The 15,128-nt window shown below is 67.5% G+C and carries 16 protein-coding genes; 11 read left to right on the forward strand and 5 right to left on the reverse strand.

Translation table 11 applies throughout. The annotated features are described in order from the left end of the window. Window positions 1-24: 24 nt before the first annotated feature. The 6 genes from RWN05_RS13045 (at window position 25) to RWN05_RS13070 (ending at window position 5,611) form a co-directional block, all read left to right on the forward strand. On the forward strand, window positions 25-1,470 hold the full coding sequence (locus RWN05_RS13045) for a dipeptidase (protein ID WP_079002556.1): 1,446 nt from the start codon (window positions 25-27) through the stop codon (window positions 1,468-1,470). A 106-nt stretch (window positions 1,471-1,576) separates the two neighbouring features. Continuing rightward, window positions 1,577-1,942 carry an iron-sulfur cluster insertion protein ErpA gene (gene erpA, locus RWN05_RS13050; RefSeq protein ID WP_064296983.1) on the forward strand — a complete coding sequence of 122 codons (366 nt, stop codon included), beginning with the start codon at window positions 1,577-1,579 and terminating at the stop codon, window positions 1,940-1,942. A 162-nt stretch (window positions 1,943-2,104) separates the two neighbouring features. Continuing rightward, window positions 2,105-3,007: a cytochrome c oxidase subunit II gene (gene coxB, locus RWN05_RS13055; protein WP_064296982.1), complete on the forward strand. Its 903-nt coding sequence runs from the start codon at window positions 2,105-2,107 to the stop codon at window positions 3,005-3,007. Further along, entirely contained in the window at window positions 3,004-4,731 is a 1,728-nt protein-coding gene (ctaD, locus tag RWN05_RS13060) for a cytochrome c oxidase subunit I (protein ID WP_064296981.1), read from the forward strand. The genes coxB and ctaD overlap by 4 nt, the downstream gene beginning before the upstream one ends. 5 nt (window positions 4,732-4,736) lie before the next feature. Further along, a complete protein-coding gene (locus RWN05_RS13065; RefSeq protein ID WP_079002555.1) occupies window positions 4,737-5,159 on the forward strand; it encodes a cytochrome c oxidase subunit 4 in 423 nt (140 codons plus the stop codon). Next, complete coding sequence (locus RWN05_RS13070) at window positions 5,159-5,611, forward strand: GNAT family N-acetyltransferase (protein ID WP_079002554.1); 453 nt, start codon at window positions 5,159-5,161, stop codon at window positions 5,609-5,611. Before RWN05_RS13065 ends, RWN05_RS13070 begins: the two co-directional genes overlap by 1 nt. 642 nt (window positions 5,612-6,253) lie before the next feature. Here RWN05_RS13070 and RWN05_RS13075 read toward each other — a convergent pair. From RWN05_RS13075 to RWN05_RS13090, 4 genes are read right to left on the reverse strand one after another with little or no spacing between them, the layout of a single operon-like run. Further along, a complete protein-coding gene (locus tag RWN05_RS13075; RefSeq protein WP_064296978.1) occupies window positions 6,254-7,888 on the reverse strand; it encodes a ubiquinol-cytochrome c reductase cytochrome b subunit in 1,635 nt (544 codons plus the stop codon). Continuing rightward, window positions 7,885-8,970 (reverse strand): ubiquinol-cytochrome c reductase iron-sulfur subunit, encoded by a 1,086-nt coding sequence (locus RWN05_RS13080; protein WP_079002553.1) that lies wholly within the window; start codon window positions 8,968-8,970, stop codon window positions 7,885-7,887. The genes RWN05_RS13075 and RWN05_RS13080 overlap by 4 nt, the downstream gene beginning before the upstream one ends. A gap of 35 nt (window positions 8,971-9,005) precedes the next feature. Continuing rightward, window positions 9,006-9,851, reverse strand: coding sequence for a cytochrome c (locus RWN05_RS13085; RefSeq protein WP_064296976.1), 846 nt, complete (start codon window positions 9,849-9,851; stop codon window positions 9,006-9,008). An 18-nt stretch (window positions 9,852-9,869) separates the two neighbouring features. Beyond that, entirely contained in the window at window positions 9,870-10,538 is a 669-nt protein-coding gene (locus RWN05_RS13090; protein ID WP_079003936.1) for a heme-copper oxidase subunit III, read from the reverse strand. Between the two features lie 144 nt (window positions 10,539-10,682). Between RWN05_RS13090 and trpD the strand changes: the two genes are divergently transcribed. The 5 genes from trpD (at window position 10,683) to RWN05_RS13115 (ending at window position 14,527) form a co-directional block, all read left to right on the forward strand. After that, window positions 10,683-11,744, forward strand: coding sequence for an anthranilate phosphoribosyltransferase (gene trpD, locus RWN05_RS13095; RefSeq protein WP_079002552.1), 1,062 nt, complete (start codon window positions 10,683-10,685; stop codon window positions 11,742-11,744). Between the two features lie 116 nt (window positions 11,745-11,860). Then, on the forward strand, window positions 11,861-12,862 hold the full coding sequence (dhaK, locus tag RWN05_RS13100; protein ID WP_079003935.1) for a dihydroxyacetone kinase subunit DhaK: 1,002 nt from the start codon (window positions 11,861-11,863) through the stop codon (window positions 12,860-12,862). Window positions 12,863-12,866: 4 nt separating this feature from the next. Beyond that, a complete protein-coding gene (dhaL, locus tag RWN05_RS13105) occupies window positions 12,867-13,511 on the forward strand; it encodes a dihydroxyacetone kinase subunit DhaL (RefSeq protein ID WP_314139802.1) in 645 nt (214 codons plus the stop codon). Continuing rightward, window positions 13,508-14,218 carry a dihydroxyacetone kinase phosphoryl donor subunit DhaM gene (gene dhaM / locus RWN05_RS13110; protein WP_079002550.1) on the forward strand — a complete coding sequence of 237 codons (711 nt, stop codon included), beginning with the start codon at window positions 13,508-13,510 and terminating at the stop codon, window positions 14,216-14,218. The genes dhaL and dhaM overlap by 4 nt, the downstream gene beginning before the upstream one ends. Before the next feature lie 84 nt (window positions 14,219-14,302). Next, the gene (locus RWN05_RS13115) at window positions 14,303-14,527 is read left to right on the forward strand and encodes a hypothetical protein (protein WP_133059937.1); all 225 of its coding nucleotides are present in this window, start codon (window positions 14,303-14,305) and stop codon (window positions 14,525-14,527) included. Between the two features lie 21 nt (window positions 14,528-14,548). Here RWN05_RS13115 and RWN05_RS13120 read toward each other — a convergent pair. Next, the coding region (locus tag RWN05_RS13120) for a TetR/AcrR family transcriptional regulator (protein WP_071260255.1) at window positions 14,549-15,128 on the reverse strand (580 nt) is incomplete at its 5' end.

Below are 15,128 nucleotides of genomic sequence, written 5' to 3' on the forward strand. Positions count from 1 at the left end.
GGGGATTCCCTTAAGATTACTCGCATGACGACAGGTACCACGACGGAATCGACCCAAGACCCACGCAACGACCAGGAAGTCCTCGATCGACTGCGCGAATCCGTCGCCGGTGCGTTGCCGTCGTCGATCGCCGATCTGTCGGCGCTCGTCCGTATCCCCTCGGTGTCGTGGTCGGCGTTCGACGCGGCCGAGGTGGCGCGGAGTGCCGAGGCGGTCGCGGAGCTCGCACGCGGTCTCGGTGTCTTCGACGAGGTCTCGGTGCGGCGGTCCGCCATCGACGGCGGAGCGGAGCTCGGGCAGCCCGCCGTGCTGGCCCGCCGCGAACCACGGAACGGCCGACCGACCGTGCTGCTCTACGCGCACCACGACGTCCAGCCCCCCGGAAGCGACGACAAGTGGGACTCGCCGCCGTTCGAGCCGACCGTCCGTGACGGCCGCATCTACGGACGGGGCGCGGCTGACGACAAGGCCGGCGTCATGTCCCACATCGCCGCGATCCGAGCCGTCACCGAGGTCCTCGGTTCCGACCTCGACCTCGGTATCGTGCTGTTCATCGAGGGCGAGGAGGAGTTCGGCTCGCGGTCCTTCGGTTCCTTCCTGGAGGAGCACCGCGACACCCTCGCTGCGGACGTGATCGTCGTCGCCGACAGCGACAACTGGGACGAGCGGACGCCGGCGCTGACGATCGGTCTGCGCGGCAACGTCACGTTCCGGCTGCGCGTGAAGACCCTCGACCACGCCTCCCACTCCGGGATGCTCGGGGGAGCGGTGCCGGACGCGATGCTGGCCGCGGTCACCCTGCTCGCGACACTGTGGGACGCGGACGGTTCGGTGGCGGTCTCCGGACTCACCTCGCACGACGCCGTCACCCCGGAGTTCGACGAGGCACAGCTCCGCGCCGAGTCAGGTCTGTCCGAGGGGGTCACGCCGATCGGACGCGGCTCGATCCTCAGCCGGATCTGGTCGCAGCCCGCGATCACCGTCACGGGCATCGACGCACCGTCGGTGGCCAACGCCTCGAACACGCTCATCCCGGAGGTGTCGGTTCGCATCAGTGCGCGGATCGCCCCCGGGCAGGATCCGGCCGAGGCCTACCGTGCACTCGAGGCCCACCTCCTCGCCAACAGCCCGTTCGGCGCGCAGCTGACGATCGACGAGGTCGACCAGGGGAGCCCGTTCCTCGTGGACACGAGCGGTTGGGCCGTCGCCGAGGCGAAGCGCGCCATGGCCGACGCCTGGGAGGTCGAGCCCGTGGAGACGGGTGTCGGCGGATCGATCCCGTTCATCGCCGACCTGGTCCGGGTCTTCCCGGACGCCCAGATCCTCGTCACCGGTGTCGAGGACCCGCACTCGCGCGCCCACAGTCCGAACGAGTCGCTGCACCTCGGCGTCTTCCAGAAGGCGATCCTCACGGAGGCGGTGCTCCTCGCTCGCCTGGCGGCCGCACCCCGTCCGTCCTCGGACGCGTAGACGCGACGGACGCGCCGCCGCACTTCCAGGGGTGCGTCCGTCGCGGCAGGCGGTAGAATCTCACACAGGCGTCGACCCGGCGCCGCCAGACCTCGCGAGGAGCATCATGAGCGACACCATCCTGACCGAGACCAAGATCGACGCGGCTCACGGCGTCGGCCTGTCCGACACGGCGGCGCAGAAGGTCAAGAGCCTCCTCGAGCAGGAGGGTCGCGACGACCTCCGTCTCCGCGTGGCCGTGCAGCCGGGTGGATGCTCGGGCCTCATCTACCAGCTGTACTTCGACGAGCGCATGCTCGACGGCGACGCCACGGTCGACTTCGACGGCGTCGAGGTCATCGTCGACAAGATGAGCGTCCCCTACCTCGACGGCGCCAAGATCGACTTCGAGGACACCATCCAGAAGCAGGGGTTCACCATCGACAACCCCAACGCCGAGGGCAGCTGCGCCTGCGGCGACAGCTTCCACTGAGCCAGATTCTTCCTGAAGGGGAAATTGCCCGGTCCCGGGTGGTTTCCCCTTCGTCATTCCGGTCACGATCCCGCACCGCGGACGCGAATGGTCCGGCGTTCACCGCCCATCCCCACTAGACTGGGGGGCGATCCACAGGTGTGTATTCGAAAGGTTTCAGAGGTGCGCTCGACTCGTCGTCTCAGATGGGCTGCCATTCCGGTCGCAGCCACACTCGCCATAGTCCTGGCGGGTTGTACGCAGGCGGAACTGCATGGTTACCTGCCGGGATTCGTCGAGGGCGAATCTCCCGTCACGAACCACACGGACCGCATCGCGGGCCTGTGGGTGACGGCATGGCTGGTGCTGCTCGCAGTCGGCGTCATCACGTGGGGGCTCATCATCTGGGCCGTCATCGTGTACCGACGCCGCAAGGGGCAGACCGGTCTCCCGGTCCAGCTGCGGTACAACATGCCGATCGAGATCTTCTACACGATCGTCCCGCTCATCCTGGTGCTCGGCTTCTTCGCCTTCACGGCGCGCGACCAGAACGCGATCGAGACCCAGTACGAGGATCCCGACGTGGCCATCGAGGTCTTCGCCAAGCAGTGGGCGTGGGACTTCGTGTACGACGAGGCCGTCGACGGCCAGGACGTCTGGACCGCAGGCGTGCAGGCCGATGAGAAGCCCGGTGGCGTCATCGACCAGGACGCACTCCCGACGCTGTACCTGCCCGTCGGCAAGACGGTGAAGATCGCGCTGCAGTCGCGCGACGTCATCCACTCCTTCTGGGTCATCGACTTCCTCTACAAGAAGGACATGATCCCGGGCAAGACGAACTACATGTCCTTCACCCCTGAGCGCGAGGGCACGTACGCCGGCAAGTGCGCCGAGCTCTGTGGCGAGTACCACTCGCTCATGCTCTTCAACGTGAAGGTCGTCTCGCAGGCCGAGTACGACAAGCACCTCGAAGACCTGGCCGAGTCGGGCAACATCGGCGACTACGGCACGGCATACGACCGCAACAGCAACCTCCCCGGCACCAAGGCGCCGGCAGGTCTCGAAGAGCACGGAGACGGGGAATGACCTCCACCACGCTTCCCGCAGGCCAGGCGAGCGTCGTCGGACGCACCTCGGTCGAGCGCAAGGGCAACATCCTGGTCAAGTGGATCACCTCCACCGACCACAAGACCATCGGGTACATGTACCTGATCGCCTCGTTCATCTTCTTCTGCCTCGGCGGCGTGATGGCGCTCATCATCCGCGCCCAGCTCTTCGAGCCCGGTGGCACGATCGTGGAGACCAAGGAGCAGTACAACCAGCTCTTCACGATGCACGGCACGATCATGCTCCTCATGTTCGCGACGCCGCTCTTCGCAGGGTTCGCGAACGCGCTCATGCCGCTGCAGATCGGCGCACCGGACGTCGCCTTCCCGCGACTGAACGCCTTCGCGTTCTGGCTCTACGCCTTCGGTAGCCTCATTGCCGTCGGTGGCTTCCTCACCCCGCAGGGTGCAGCCGCCTTCGGCTGGTTCGCCTATGCGCCACTGTCGAGTACGACGTTCTCGCCAGGGCTCGGAGGCAATCTCTGGGTCCTCGGACTGGCGCTCAGCGGCTTCGGCACCATCCTCGGTGGCGTCAACTTCATCACCACGATCATCACGATGCGCGCCCCCGGCATGACGATGTTCCGCATGCCGATCTTCACGTGGAACGTCCTCGTGACGTCCATCCTCGTTCTGATGGCGTTCCCGGTGCTCGCAGCGGCCCTCTTCGGCCTTGCCGCGGACCGCGTGTTCGACGCCCACATCTACGACGCGGCCAACGGCGGCGTCATCCTGTGGCAGCACCTGTTCTGGTTCTTCGGGCACCCCGAGGTCTACATCATCGCGCTGCCGTTCTTCGGCATCGTCTCCGAGATCTTCCCGGTGTTCAGCCGCAAGCCGATCTTCGGCTACAAGACCCTGATCTACGCGACCATCGCGATCGCGGCCCTCTCCGTGACGGTGTGGGCACACCACATGTACGTCACCGGATCGGTGCTCCTGCCGTTCTTCGCCCTCATGACGATGCTCATCGCGGTTCCGACCGGCGTGAAGATCTTCAACTGGCTGGGCACGATGTGGCGCGGTTCGGTGACCTTCGAGACCCCGATGCTCTGGTCGATCGGCTTCCTGATCACCTTCGTCTTCGGTGGACTCACCGGTGTCATCCTCGCTTCGCCGCCGCTCGACTTCCACGTCTCCGACTCCTACTTCGTCGTGGCGCACTTCCACTACGTCGTGTTCGGCACGGTCGTGTTCGCCATGTTCGCCGGCTTCTACTTCTGGTGGCCGAAGTGGACGGGCAAGATGCTCAACGAGAAGCTCGGCTACTGGCACTTCTGGCTGCTCTTCATCGGCTTCCACACGACGTTCCTCATCCAGCACTGGCTGGGCGTCATCGGGTTCCCGCGCCGCTACGCGACGTACTCGCCTGAGGACGGCTTCACCTGGATGAACCAGCTGTCGACCGTGGGCTCGTTCATCCTCGCCATCTCGCTGCTGCCCTTCTTCCTGAACGTGTACATCACGATCCGGAAGGCTCCTCGAGTCACCGAGGACGACCCGTGGGGGTACGGTGGATCGCTCGAGTGGGCGACCAGCTCGCCCCCGCCGCGTCACAACTTCGTTTCCATTCCGCGCATCCGCTCGGAGCGCCCGGCCTTCGACCTCCACCACCCCGAGGTCGGTATCCCGGTCGGCGTCGGTCCCGCGAAGGACGCACCTGACGCACCCACGCTCGACATCGACGCCGGAAAGGTGAAGTAGCCGCCATGCGCGCCAATATCATCCTCTTCACGATCCTGACGGTGTTCTGCGCCCTCCTCTGTGGGGTCTACACGGTGTGGTCGCTCGTCGACCCGCTGCACGGCCGGGTCGAATGGGTCGGCACGGTCACCCTGGCTCTCGCCGCGATCCTGAGCGCCTTCCTCGGCTTCTATCTCAGCCGGGTGCACAAGAGCCAGGGCGCCGAGCTCCCCGAGGACACGCTGACGGCGAACATCGACGACGGCGACCCGGAGATCGGGCACTTCAGCCCGTGGAGCTGGTGGCCCATCATCCTCGCCGGTGCGTGTGGTCTGCTCGTACTCGGTCTGGCGGTCGGGTTCTGGATCGCGATCATCGGCATCCCGCTGGTCGTCATCGCGGTCGTCGGTTGGAACTACGAGTACTACCGCGGATACTTCGCACGCTGATGGTCGCCTCGTTCAGCATCCGTCGCGGTCAGCCCGACGACCGTTCAGCCGTCTTCGCGCTGGCCGGCCAGCTGATCACCGGGTCCATCCCGCCTGCGGCGGACGACTTCATAGCCGCGTACAACAACGTCATGCGCCCTCGTGAAGACGAGACCAACGTGCTGTACGTCGCGGTCGACGAGGCGAACCGCGTTGTCGGATACACCCTGATGACGGTGTCGCGGCTGCTGCACGCGGCAGGCCTGACCGCCCACCTGCAGGAGCTCGTCGTCGACGAGACCGCCCGCGGCGCCGGCATCGGATCGGCCCTCGTCGAGGCGAACGAGCACTATGCCGTCGAGCGCGGTGCGCGCCAGCTGACGATGTCCACCTCTCGAGCCGGCGACTTCTACCGTCGTCTCGGCTACAACGTGACGGCGGAGTTCTACAAGAAGATCCTCCCGCTGGGCTGACCCCCAAGCTGTCATCGAAGAGCCCCCGAGCCACCGCTCGGGGGCTCTTTCGTGTTCTTGTGCGCGCCTAGACGTGGAGAACAAGCAGCTGGCAAGGTGCGGGGACCGCCCCTGAAGGTCATGAGCGTCACCCTTCGCTTCGTCGAGACTTCACGGTGGCAGCCGTATTCAGGTGACACCTCCTCACGCCTTGTAGACCGGGCGAGCGCCCGTCGGTCCCTGAAGCTGTCGAGAGGCACACGCCGCCCTCAGCGGACTCAGCGTGCGCGCGAACAGACCTGGCGTAGGCCGTCCCTCGGTCCTGAGCCCGTCGAAGGGCAGGCGTCGTCCGGTGTCTCCTCTCTACGGTCCCGATCACCCTGGGACGGGAACGTCGGACCCGGAGCCGGTCGACAGGCTCACATCGTCTGCGGTCGCGCAGGAAGGGCGCTGGACCGCGGTGAGCGATCACAGGTCTCCGAAGCTTGTCGACGTGCTCATACCGCCCGCAGCGGCCTTCCGCGCCCGGAGAGCGGGGGAGCGGGACGGCACGGACCTCCATTGTCGCCGCGTCGTGTCGCAGCACAGTTCCACGATCCCCGCCGGAGAACGACGAAAGCCCCGCAGTCCGTGAGGACTGCGGGGCTTTCCAGTGGGATCCGCCTAGTGGTGGTCGCCGTGGGAACGTTCGATCTCCGTGTTCGTGACGGGAGCGATCCGATCCTCGAAGAACCAGCGGGACATCGCGGCGCGAGCCTTCTGGACACCGGTGATCTTGCCCTTGGCGTTCGGACGGATCATCAACGGCTTGTGGTCGTCGTAGCTCGCGAGGCGCCAGCGCTCGTACTCGTCGACGGGCTCGTGGACCTCGATGAACTCGCCACCGGGGAGGCGGACGATGCGCCCGGTCTCGTAGCCGTGAAGGAGGATCTCGCGATCCTTCTTCTGCAGCGCCAGGCAGGTGCGCTTCGCGATGAAGTAGGCGATGAACGGTCCGAGGATGAGGATCGCCTGCAGCGTGTGGATCACGCCCTCCATCGTCACCTTGAAGTGGGTGGCGATGATGTCCGAGCTCGCAGCAGCCCAGAGGGCGGCGTAGAACGTGACACCGGCAGCACCGATCGCGGTGCGGGTCGGCGCGTTGCGCGGACGGTCGAGGATGTGGTGCTCGCGCTTGTCACCCGTGATCCACGCCTCGACGAACGGGTAGATGAACACCGTGACGATGAACAGACCCAGGACGAGGACGGGAAGGATGATGTTGAACGAGAACGTGTGATCCCAGAGGACGAACTCGAGGTGTGGCGGAACCAGCCGGAGCGCACCGTCGGCGAACCCGATGTACCAGTCAGGCTGCGTACCTGCCGAGACCGGGGAGGGGTCGTACGGTCCGTAGTTCCAGATCGGGTTGATCGTGAACAGCGAGGCGATGAGCATCACGACACCGAAGACGATGAAGAAGAAGCCACCGGCCTTCGCCGCGTAGACGGGGAGGACGGGGAATCCGACCACGTTCTGCTCGGTGCGACCGGCGCCCGGGAACTGCGTGTGCTTGTGCACGACGACGAACACCAGGTGCAGGGCGATGAAGAGCAGCACCAGCGCCGGCAGGAGCAGGATGTGGAGCGTGTAGAGGCGGCCGACGATGTCGGTGCCCGGGAACTCTCCACCGAACAGCAGGAAGGTCGTCCACGTACCGATGATGGGCAGACCCTTGACCATGCCGTCGATGATCCGCAGACCGTTACCGGAGAGCAGGTCGTCGGGCAGCGAGTATCCGGTGAAGCCCTCGGCCATGGCCAGGATGAACAGGACGAAACCGATCACCCAGTTCAGCTCACGCGGCTTGCGGAATGCACCGGTGAAGAAGATGCGCAGCATGTGCAGGCCGATGGACGCCACGAACAGCAGGGCAGCCCAGTGGTGCACCTGACGCATCAGGAGGCCGCCGCGGATGTCGAAGGAGATGTCGAGCGTCGACGCCATGGCGACGGACATCTCGATGTTCTTCAGCGGGACGAAGGACCCGTCGTAGTGGACCTCCGCCATCGATGCCTGGAAGAAGAAGGTGAGGAAGGAGCCCGACAGCAGGATGATGACGAAGCTGTAGAGCGCGACCTCGCCGAGGAGGAACGACCAGTGGTCGGGGAAGATCTTGCGGCCGAACTCCTTGACGGCGACCGAGATGGACGTCCGCTCTTCGAGGTAGTTCGCTGCAGCGCCGGTGAATCCACCGGAGCTCTTCGCCGGAGCGGCCTTGGCCTGCTCAGGGGCGCGTGTTGCGGTCGAGGTGCTCAATGACGCTCCCAGAAGCTCGGGCCGACAGGTTCGTGGAAGTCGCTCCGCGCGACGAGGTAGCCCTCGTCGTCGACGGTGATCGGCAGCTGCGGAAGCGGCCGGGCGGCCGGTCCGAAGATGACCGCGCAGTGGTTCGTGACGTCGAACTGCGACTGGTGGCAGGGGCAGAGGAGGTGGTGCGTCTGCTGCTCGTAGAGCGCGACAGGGCAACCGACGTGCGTGCACACCTTGGAGTAGGCGACGATGCCGTCGTAGGACCAGTCCTTCTTGGACTCCTCCTCGACGAGGTCTTCGGGCTTGAGCCGCATGAGCAGCACGATCGCCTTCGCCTTCTCGTTGAGGACGTGGTCGGCCTCGTGGAGGTTCTCGGGGATCACGTGGAACGCGCTGCCGAGCGTCACGTCGGACGCCTTGATGGGCGTACCGGAAGGGTCACGGGCGAGGCGCGTGCCTTCCTTCCACATCGTGTGCTGCATGAGCTCGACGGGGTCTTCGTCGTAGGGCGCGAGACCGCGGAACAGCGCGATGCCCGGGAGCGGGAAGACGATGAGGGCACCGATGAGGCTGTTGCGGATGAGCGCGCGTCGACCGATGCCGGATTCGACGTTCGCCTGGTGCATGATCTCCACCGCGCGATCGCGGCTGACCTGGTTGCCGCCGACCTTGTGACGGTAGTCGATGCCTTCCTCGTCGTGCATGAGGGCCTTGCCCCAGTGCACGGCACCGATACCGATCGCGAGCAGGGCCAACGCCATGCCGAGACCGATGAACAGGTTGTTCAGACGGACCGAGGCGATGTCCTCGGGCTCGATCGGGAACGCCATGTAGGCGGCGACCGCCCAGACGCTGCCGGCGATCGACAGGTAGAAGAGGGTGTAGACGGCGCGCTCGGCCCGCTTGTCCTTCTTGGGGTCGAGGTCCGTGACGCGCTTCCGGTGCGGAGGCAGGCCGGGGTCGACGACGGCATCGCGGGAGATGACCCCGGTACCGGTCGCGACCTGCAGCTCCTGCCCGTGGGCGGACGGATCGGCAGACGAGTCGGCGGCTGGGTGACCCGAGCCGCTCGAGTTGTCGTGAGCCATGGTGCTCCTTCTTACGTGTTGTCGATCCGCGTCGGTCAGTTCGACTTCGCGGTGATCCAGACGGTGAGGGCCACGATCGAGCCGAGGCCGAAGATCCAGAGGAACAGGCCCTCGGAGACGGGGCCGAGCGAGCCGAGGTCGTTGCCGCCCGGTGACGGGTTCTTCTCCATGAACTTGAGCGCGGTGATGATGTCGCGCTTGTCCTCGGGGGAGAGGTTCATGTCGTTGAAGACGGGCATGTTCTGCGGGCCGGTGATCATGGCCTCGTAGATGTGGGCGGCGCTGACGCCGACGAGCGAGGGAGCGTACTTGCCCTCGGTCAGGGCGCCACCGGCGGCTGCGACGTTGTGGCACATCGCGCAGTTGATGCGGAACAGCTGGGCGCCGTTGGAGGCGTCGCCCTCGCCGTCGAGGTACTGCTCCTCGGGGATCTCCGGGCCGGGGGCGACCGAGGCGACGTAGGCCGCGAGGGAGGAGATCTGCTCCTCGGTGAACTGCACGGGCTTCTCCGGGGCCTGCGGGCCCTGGTTCTGCAGCGGCATCCGGCCGGTGCCGACCTGGAAGTCGACGGCGGCGGCACCGACGCCGAGGAGGCTCGGTCCGGCGGTCGTGCCCTGCATGTCGAGGCCGTGGCAGGTGGCGCAGTTCGCGGAGAAGAGCTTCTCGCCCTCGTCGACGGAGGCCTGCGACTTGGCGGCGGCGACGGGCTCGGCGCTGGCCGTGCTGACGCTGACGGCTGCGTAGGCGCCTCCGGTCACGAGGAGGCCGATCGCGAGCAGTGCCGCCGAGGCGAACGGGCTGCGGCGGCCGCTCTTGCGCGTGGCACGGGCGGCCTTCTTGGACGCCTTGGTGGTCGTCGTCTGGGTGGGGTCAGTCTTCATGGAGGCAGTCATTCCGGGTCAGCGCAGGATGTAGATGACGAAGTAGAGGCCGATCCACACGACGTCGACGAAGTGCCAGTAGTACGAGACGACGATGGCGCTCGTCGCCTCCTTGTGGCCGAATCGTTTGACGGCGTAGGCACGGCCGATCACGAGGAGGAAGGCGATGAGGCCGCCGGTCACGTGCAGGCCGTGGAAGCCGGTCGTGAGGTAGAACGCCGAGCCGTACGCGTTCGAGCTGAGGGAGATGCCCTCGCTGACGAGCGTCGCGTACTCGAGGATCTGCCCGGCGACGAACACGGCACCCAGGGCGTAGGTGAGGAAGAACCACTCGACCATGCCCCACTTGCGCGGGCTCCAGCCGGTCATGCGGGGCTGCATGCGCTCCGCTGCGAAGACGCCGAACTGGCACGTGAACGACGAGGACACGAGGATGATCGTGTTGATCGTCGAGTACGGGACGTTCAGGCGACCGGCCTCGGCCGCCCACAGTTCGGGAGCCATCGATCGCAGCGTGAAGTAGATCGCGAAGAGGCCGGCGAAGAACATGACCTCGCTGCCCAGCCAGACGATCGTTCCAACCGCGACCGTGTTCGGTCGGTTGATCCGGGGCGCGCTCGGCGCAAGGTTGATTGAGGTGCTCGTCACCCCTCCATTATGGCCGAAAGCCGGAGCGGTTTTTCGCATTTCGGCGGCGGCGAGCACGCTCGGATCAGTAAGGCTAGCCTTATTTCCTGACCGGGATCTTCGGTTCTGCTGCGGGATTCATGTGATCTTCGCCTTCTCCGGCCGCTCGAGGCGTCGGCGAGTCGCGCTTGTAAGATCGTCGACATGCCTCTCACGACCTGGCCGACGCTCATCGGCGACCTGCTCGCCGGAACCGATCTCAGTGTGTCGGAGTCGACGTGGGCGATGGAACGGATCATGACCGGCCAGGTGACGGACGCCCAGCTGGCCGGCTTCCTGATCGCGTTGCGCCGCAAGGGGGAGACGGTCGACGAGATCGTCGGGTTCCGCGATGCGATCCTCGACCACGCGAAGCCGCTCGTCGCCCCCTCCCGGGCCCTCGACATCGTCGGCACCGGCGGCGACCGCTTCGGCACCGTCAACATCTCGACGACCGCGTCCATCGTCGCGGCGGCGACGGGCATCCCCGTCATCAAGCACGGCAATCGCGCGGCGAGCTCCGCCTCGGGATCGAGTGACGTGCTCTCGGCGCTCGGCGTCGACCTCGCCCTGCCGACGGACCTGGTGGGGGAGGTGTTGGCGTCGACGGGCATCACCTTCGCGTACGCGGCGGCGTTCCACCCCGGTTTCGGCCACGCTGGAGCGGTCCGCGCGGAGCTCGGCGTGCCGACGGTCTTCAACTTCCTCGGTCCGCTCGTCAACCCGGCCCGCCCGGAGGCGTCGGCGGTCGGCGTCGCGCACGCCGACCGCATCCCGCTGTTCGTGGGCGTGTTCCAGACGCGTGGGGCGACCGCCCTCGTCTTCCGGGGCGACGACGGACTCGACGAATTGACGACGACTGGACACAGCCACCTCTGGGAGATCACCCGCGGAGCCGTCACCGAGCACGACCTGGATCCCCGGGAACTCGGCATCCGACGTGCGTCGATCGACGATCTCATCGGCGGTGACGCCCAACACAATGCCGGTGTCGTGCGCGCCACGCTCGCCGGCGAGGAGGGTCCAGTCCGCGACATCGTCCTGCTGAACGCGGCGGCCGGGATCGTGGCGTTCGAATTGTCGGAGGATCCGTCGCAGGCCCAGCGGCCGATCCTCGAGCGGTTCGCCGCAGCGCTCGTGTCCGCCGCGGCCGTCATCGACTCGGGTGCGGCGACCGCGACACTCGACGCCTGGGTGGACGCCACCCGCGCGCTCGGCTCGCGCTGATCCGCGCGGTGGCCGGGTCCTCCGGCCCTACCGGCGGTGGGCCACAGCGCGTAGGTTGAGACCCGATGCCGGCGTACCCGGTCGGCGGACCCGAACCGATCTTGCAGGAGGATTCAATGAAGAAGCTCATCAATGATCCCAAGGACGTCGTCGTCGAGGCGGTGGCCGGATTCGGCGCCGCGCACCCCGACCTCGTCACCGTGTCGCTCGACCCGGTGTTCATCGCCCGAGCGGACGCGCCGGTCGCAGGGAAGGTGGGGATCGTGAGCGGCGGCGGAAGCGGGCACGAGCCGCTCCACGGAGGGTTCGTCGGATTCGGCATGCTCGACGCGGCCGTACCCGGCCCGGTGTTCACCTCACCGACTCCGGACCCCATCCTCGCCGCCACGAAGGCCGTCGACGGTGGTGCCGGCGTCCTGCACATCGTCAAGAACTACACGGGCGACGTACTCAACTTCGAGACCGCGGCCGATCTCGCGCTGGCCGAGGGCATCGAAGTGCGCTCGGTCATCGTCGACGACGACGTCGCGGTGAAGGATTCGCTCTACACGGCGGGGCGTCGGGGTGTCGCCGGCACCGTCCTCGTGGAGAAGCTCGCCGGCGCACGTGCCGAGGCCGGGGGTGGCCTCGACGAGGTCGCCGACCTCGCGACGAAGGTCAACGAGCGCACCCGCACGATGGGCGTGGCACTCACCCCGTGCGTCGTCCCGCACGCGGGCGAGCCGAGTTTCACCCTGGCCGACGACGAGATCGAGATCGGGATCGGTATCCACGGTGAGCCCGGCCGTGAACGCATCCCCCTGGAGCCCGCCGACCGGATCGTCGACCGGCTGCTCGCCGCCATCCTCGAGGACCTTCCGTACGCACCCGACGAGCGTGCCCTCGTCCTGGTGAACGGGATGGGCGGGACGCCGCAGGTCGAGTTGCTCATCGTCTTCCGCCGTGTGGCCGAGGCGCTCGCGGAGCGCGGGATCGAGGTGGCACGGTCGCTCGTGGGGAACTACACGACCAGCCTCGAGATGCAGGGTGTGTCGATCACCCTCCTGAAACTCGACGACGAACTGATCGAATTGTGGGACGCCCCGGTGCAGACCGCGGCGCTCCGGTGGGGACGGTAGACGGATGGGGTTGGACGGAGCCTGGGCGATCGCCTGGATGCGGGGGAGTGCGGCGGTCGTCGCGGAACATCGCGTGGAGCTGATCAGGCTCGACCGTGACATCGGGGACGGCGACCACGGCGAGAACCTGGACCGCGGGTTCTCCGCGATCCTGCCGAAGCTCGACGAGCAGCCTGACGATGCGACACCCGCCGACATCCTCAAGCTCGCCGCGACGACGCTCATCTCGACCGTCGGAGGAGCGAGCGGCCCGTTGTACGGCACCGCGCTGCTCAAGGCGTCGATCGCCGTGGCCGGTCAGGAGGATCTCGACGCCGATGGCGTCGTCGCCCTGCTGACGGCGGCGCGCGACGGGATCGTGCTCCGTGGCAAGGCCGAGGTCGGCGACAAGACCATGGTCGACGCGTGGACGCCCGCCGTCGACGCTGCATCCGCTGCGGCGGCAGCGGGGGAGTCGCCGGCACGGGTGCTGGCAGCCGCTGCAGACGCCGCGTGGGGTGGCGCCGCGGCGACCGAGCCGCTCGTCGCCCGCAAGGGTCGCGCCAGCTACCTCGGTGAACGGGCCGTCGGGCATCGCGACCCTGGGGCGCAGTCCACCTCCTATCTCCTGCAAGCTGCGGCGGCGGCCGCTGAGGAGGGCGCTGCATGAGCGGGGGAGCCGTCGGCCTCGTCTTCGTCTCGCACAGCGCGCTGATCGCGGAGGGGCTCATCGCCCTGGCCCGGCAGATGGCGCCCGACGCGGCCCTCGCCGCGGCCGGTGGTACCGATGACGGAGGGATCGGCACGAGCTTCGAGCTGGTCTCCGCCGGGATCGCAGCCGTGGACTCCGGGGCCGGGGTGGTGGTGCTGTGCGATCTGGGGTCGGCGATCCTGACCGCTGAGACGGCACTCGACTTCCTCGACGACGACGTCCGAGGCCGGGTACGCATCGTCGACGCCCCGCTCGTCGAAGGCGGGGTCGCCGCAGCCGTGGCCGCGCAGACCGGCGCGACGCTCGACGAGGTCGTGGACGCCGCGCGGTCGGCAGCCGGCGGTGACCCTGCCCGGCACGGCGCCGACGAGGCGACTCGGGCGGGTGGGTCCGACGACCCGACGGCGCCCCACGCCGCAGCCTCCGTGACCCTGCGGAACAAGGACGGGCTCCACGCTCGACCCGCTGCGGAGTTCGTGAAGCTGGCGAGCACGTTCGCGGCCAAGGTGGTCGTGAACGGGAAGGACGCCAAGAGCCTGCTCGGGATCATGTCACTGGGCCTCGTCAAAGGGGCGGTCGTGGAGCTGCAGGCGGACGGTCCGGATGCGGAGGATGCCATCGGGGCACTGGCGTCGCTCATCGAATCCGGCTTCGGAGAGGTCTGACGGGTCGCGCTCGGGGCGGAAGCAGGTCGGCGCCCCGTGCGCAACGGGGTGGTCGACGCCGACGGTCGGCGTAGCATGACCCGCATGAACGAGCAGACGAAGACGTCGGACACCGAAGACCGCCAGTGCACGGTCTGTGGCCATCCGCTCGCCGAGCACACCTTCGACCGTTCCTCCGGGCACGATCACTTCATGACCTGCCCGACGGGGGAGCGGCTTCCGGACCCGGCGCAGTCCGCCGTCCCGGTCAACGAGTTCGGGATGCCGCTCTGGGACCAGGACCCCGATCGACCTGCTCCGTCGGCCTGACGACCCCGCTGGCCTGAGCCGTCATCCGAGGAGGAGCAACGACCGGACGGCGACACTGACACCGGTTTCGCGCGACGCCGACGTCTCGTGGAGAGCACTGCCGTCGATGAGCCAGCGCACCCATCGGACGAGTTGCTCCGGTGTGGCGTCGGAGCGGGCTGCGGTGGTGCGAACCGCCTCGGTGATGTGGTCGAGCAGGAAGCGGTCGACCATGTCCCGCTCGACGTCGAGGACGGCCGCCACGTCGTGGACGTGCGCCATGCCCTGGACCGCGCGAGCGAAACCGGCCGTCTGGTCGGCAGCCCGCTGGCGGTCGAGTGTGCCGAGGTAGGTGGCCAAGGCGGGTCGCCCAGGCCCGGCCCGTGCGGCGAGGTGGAGTTGCTCCTCGGTCCAGGCGGCGCTCACCCGCAACAGGGTGACCAGGATGTCGAGCTTGGTGGGGAAGTAGTGGAACAGGGTCCCCGAGGAGATGTCCGCCGCCCGGCAGATGTCCGCCGTCGACGTGGTCTCATATCCCTCGGCCGCGAAACAGCGGTAGGCCGCAGCGAGGATCGCGGTCTGGCGCGCGGTGAACCGCTGTGGGTCGACGATCCTCGGCATG

Source organism: uncultured Plantibacter sp., assembly GCF_963518075.1.
Lineage (GTDB): Bacteria > Actinomycetota > Actinomycetes > Actinomycetales > Microbacteriaceae > Plantibacter > Plantibacter flavus_A.

Excerpts from the sequence above, each read along its gene's own strand:
- RWN05_RS13045 (WP_079002556.1), top strand. The coding sequence starts at position 25 with ATGACGACAGGTACCACGACGGAATCGACCCAAGACCCACGCAACGAC.
- erpA (WP_064296983.1), top strand. The coding sequence starts at position 1,577 with ATGAGCGACACCATCCTGACCGAGACCAAGATCGACGCGGCTCACGGC.
- ctaD (WP_064296981.1), top strand. The coding sequence starts at position 3,004 with ATGACCTCCACCACGCTTCCCGCAGGCCAGGCGAGCGTCGTCGGACGC.
- RWN05_RS13065 (WP_079002555.1), top strand. The coding sequence starts at position 4,737 with ATGCGCGCCAATATCATCCTCTTCACGATCCTGACGGTGTTCTGCGCC.
- RWN05_RS13070 (WP_079002554.1), top strand. The coding sequence starts at position 5,159 with ATGGTCGCCTCGTTCAGCATCCGTCGCGGTCAGCCCGACGACCGTTCA.
- RWN05_RS13080 (WP_079002553.1), bottom strand. The coding sequence starts at position 8,970 with ATGGCTCACGACAACTCGAGCGGCTCGGGTCACCCAGCCGCCGACTCG.
- RWN05_RS13085 (WP_064296976.1), bottom strand. The coding sequence starts at position 9,851 with ATGAAGACTGACCCCACCCAGACGACGACCACCAAGGCGTCCAAGAAG.
- RWN05_RS13090 (WP_079003936.1), bottom strand. The coding sequence starts at position 10,538 with ATGCGAAAAACCGCTCCGGCTTTCGGCCATAATGGAGGGGTGACGAGC.
- trpD (WP_079002552.1), top strand. The coding sequence starts at position 10,683 with ATGCCTCTCACGACCTGGCCGACGCTCATCGGCGACCTGCTCGCCGGA.
- dhaK (WP_079003935.1), top strand. The coding sequence starts at position 11,861 with ATGAAGAAGCTCATCAATGATCCCAAGGACGTCGTCGTCGAGGCGGTG.
- dhaL (WP_314139802.1), top strand. The coding sequence starts at position 12,867 with ATGGGGTTGGACGGAGCCTGGGCGATCGCCTGGATGCGGGGGAGTGCG.
- dhaM (WP_079002550.1), top strand. The coding sequence starts at position 13,508 with ATGAGCGGGGGAGCCGTCGGCCTCGTCTTCGTCTCGCACAGCGCGCTG.
- RWN05_RS13115 (WP_133059937.1), top strand. The coding sequence starts at position 14,303 with ATGAACGAGCAGACGAAGACGTCGGACACCGAAGACCGCCAGTGCACG.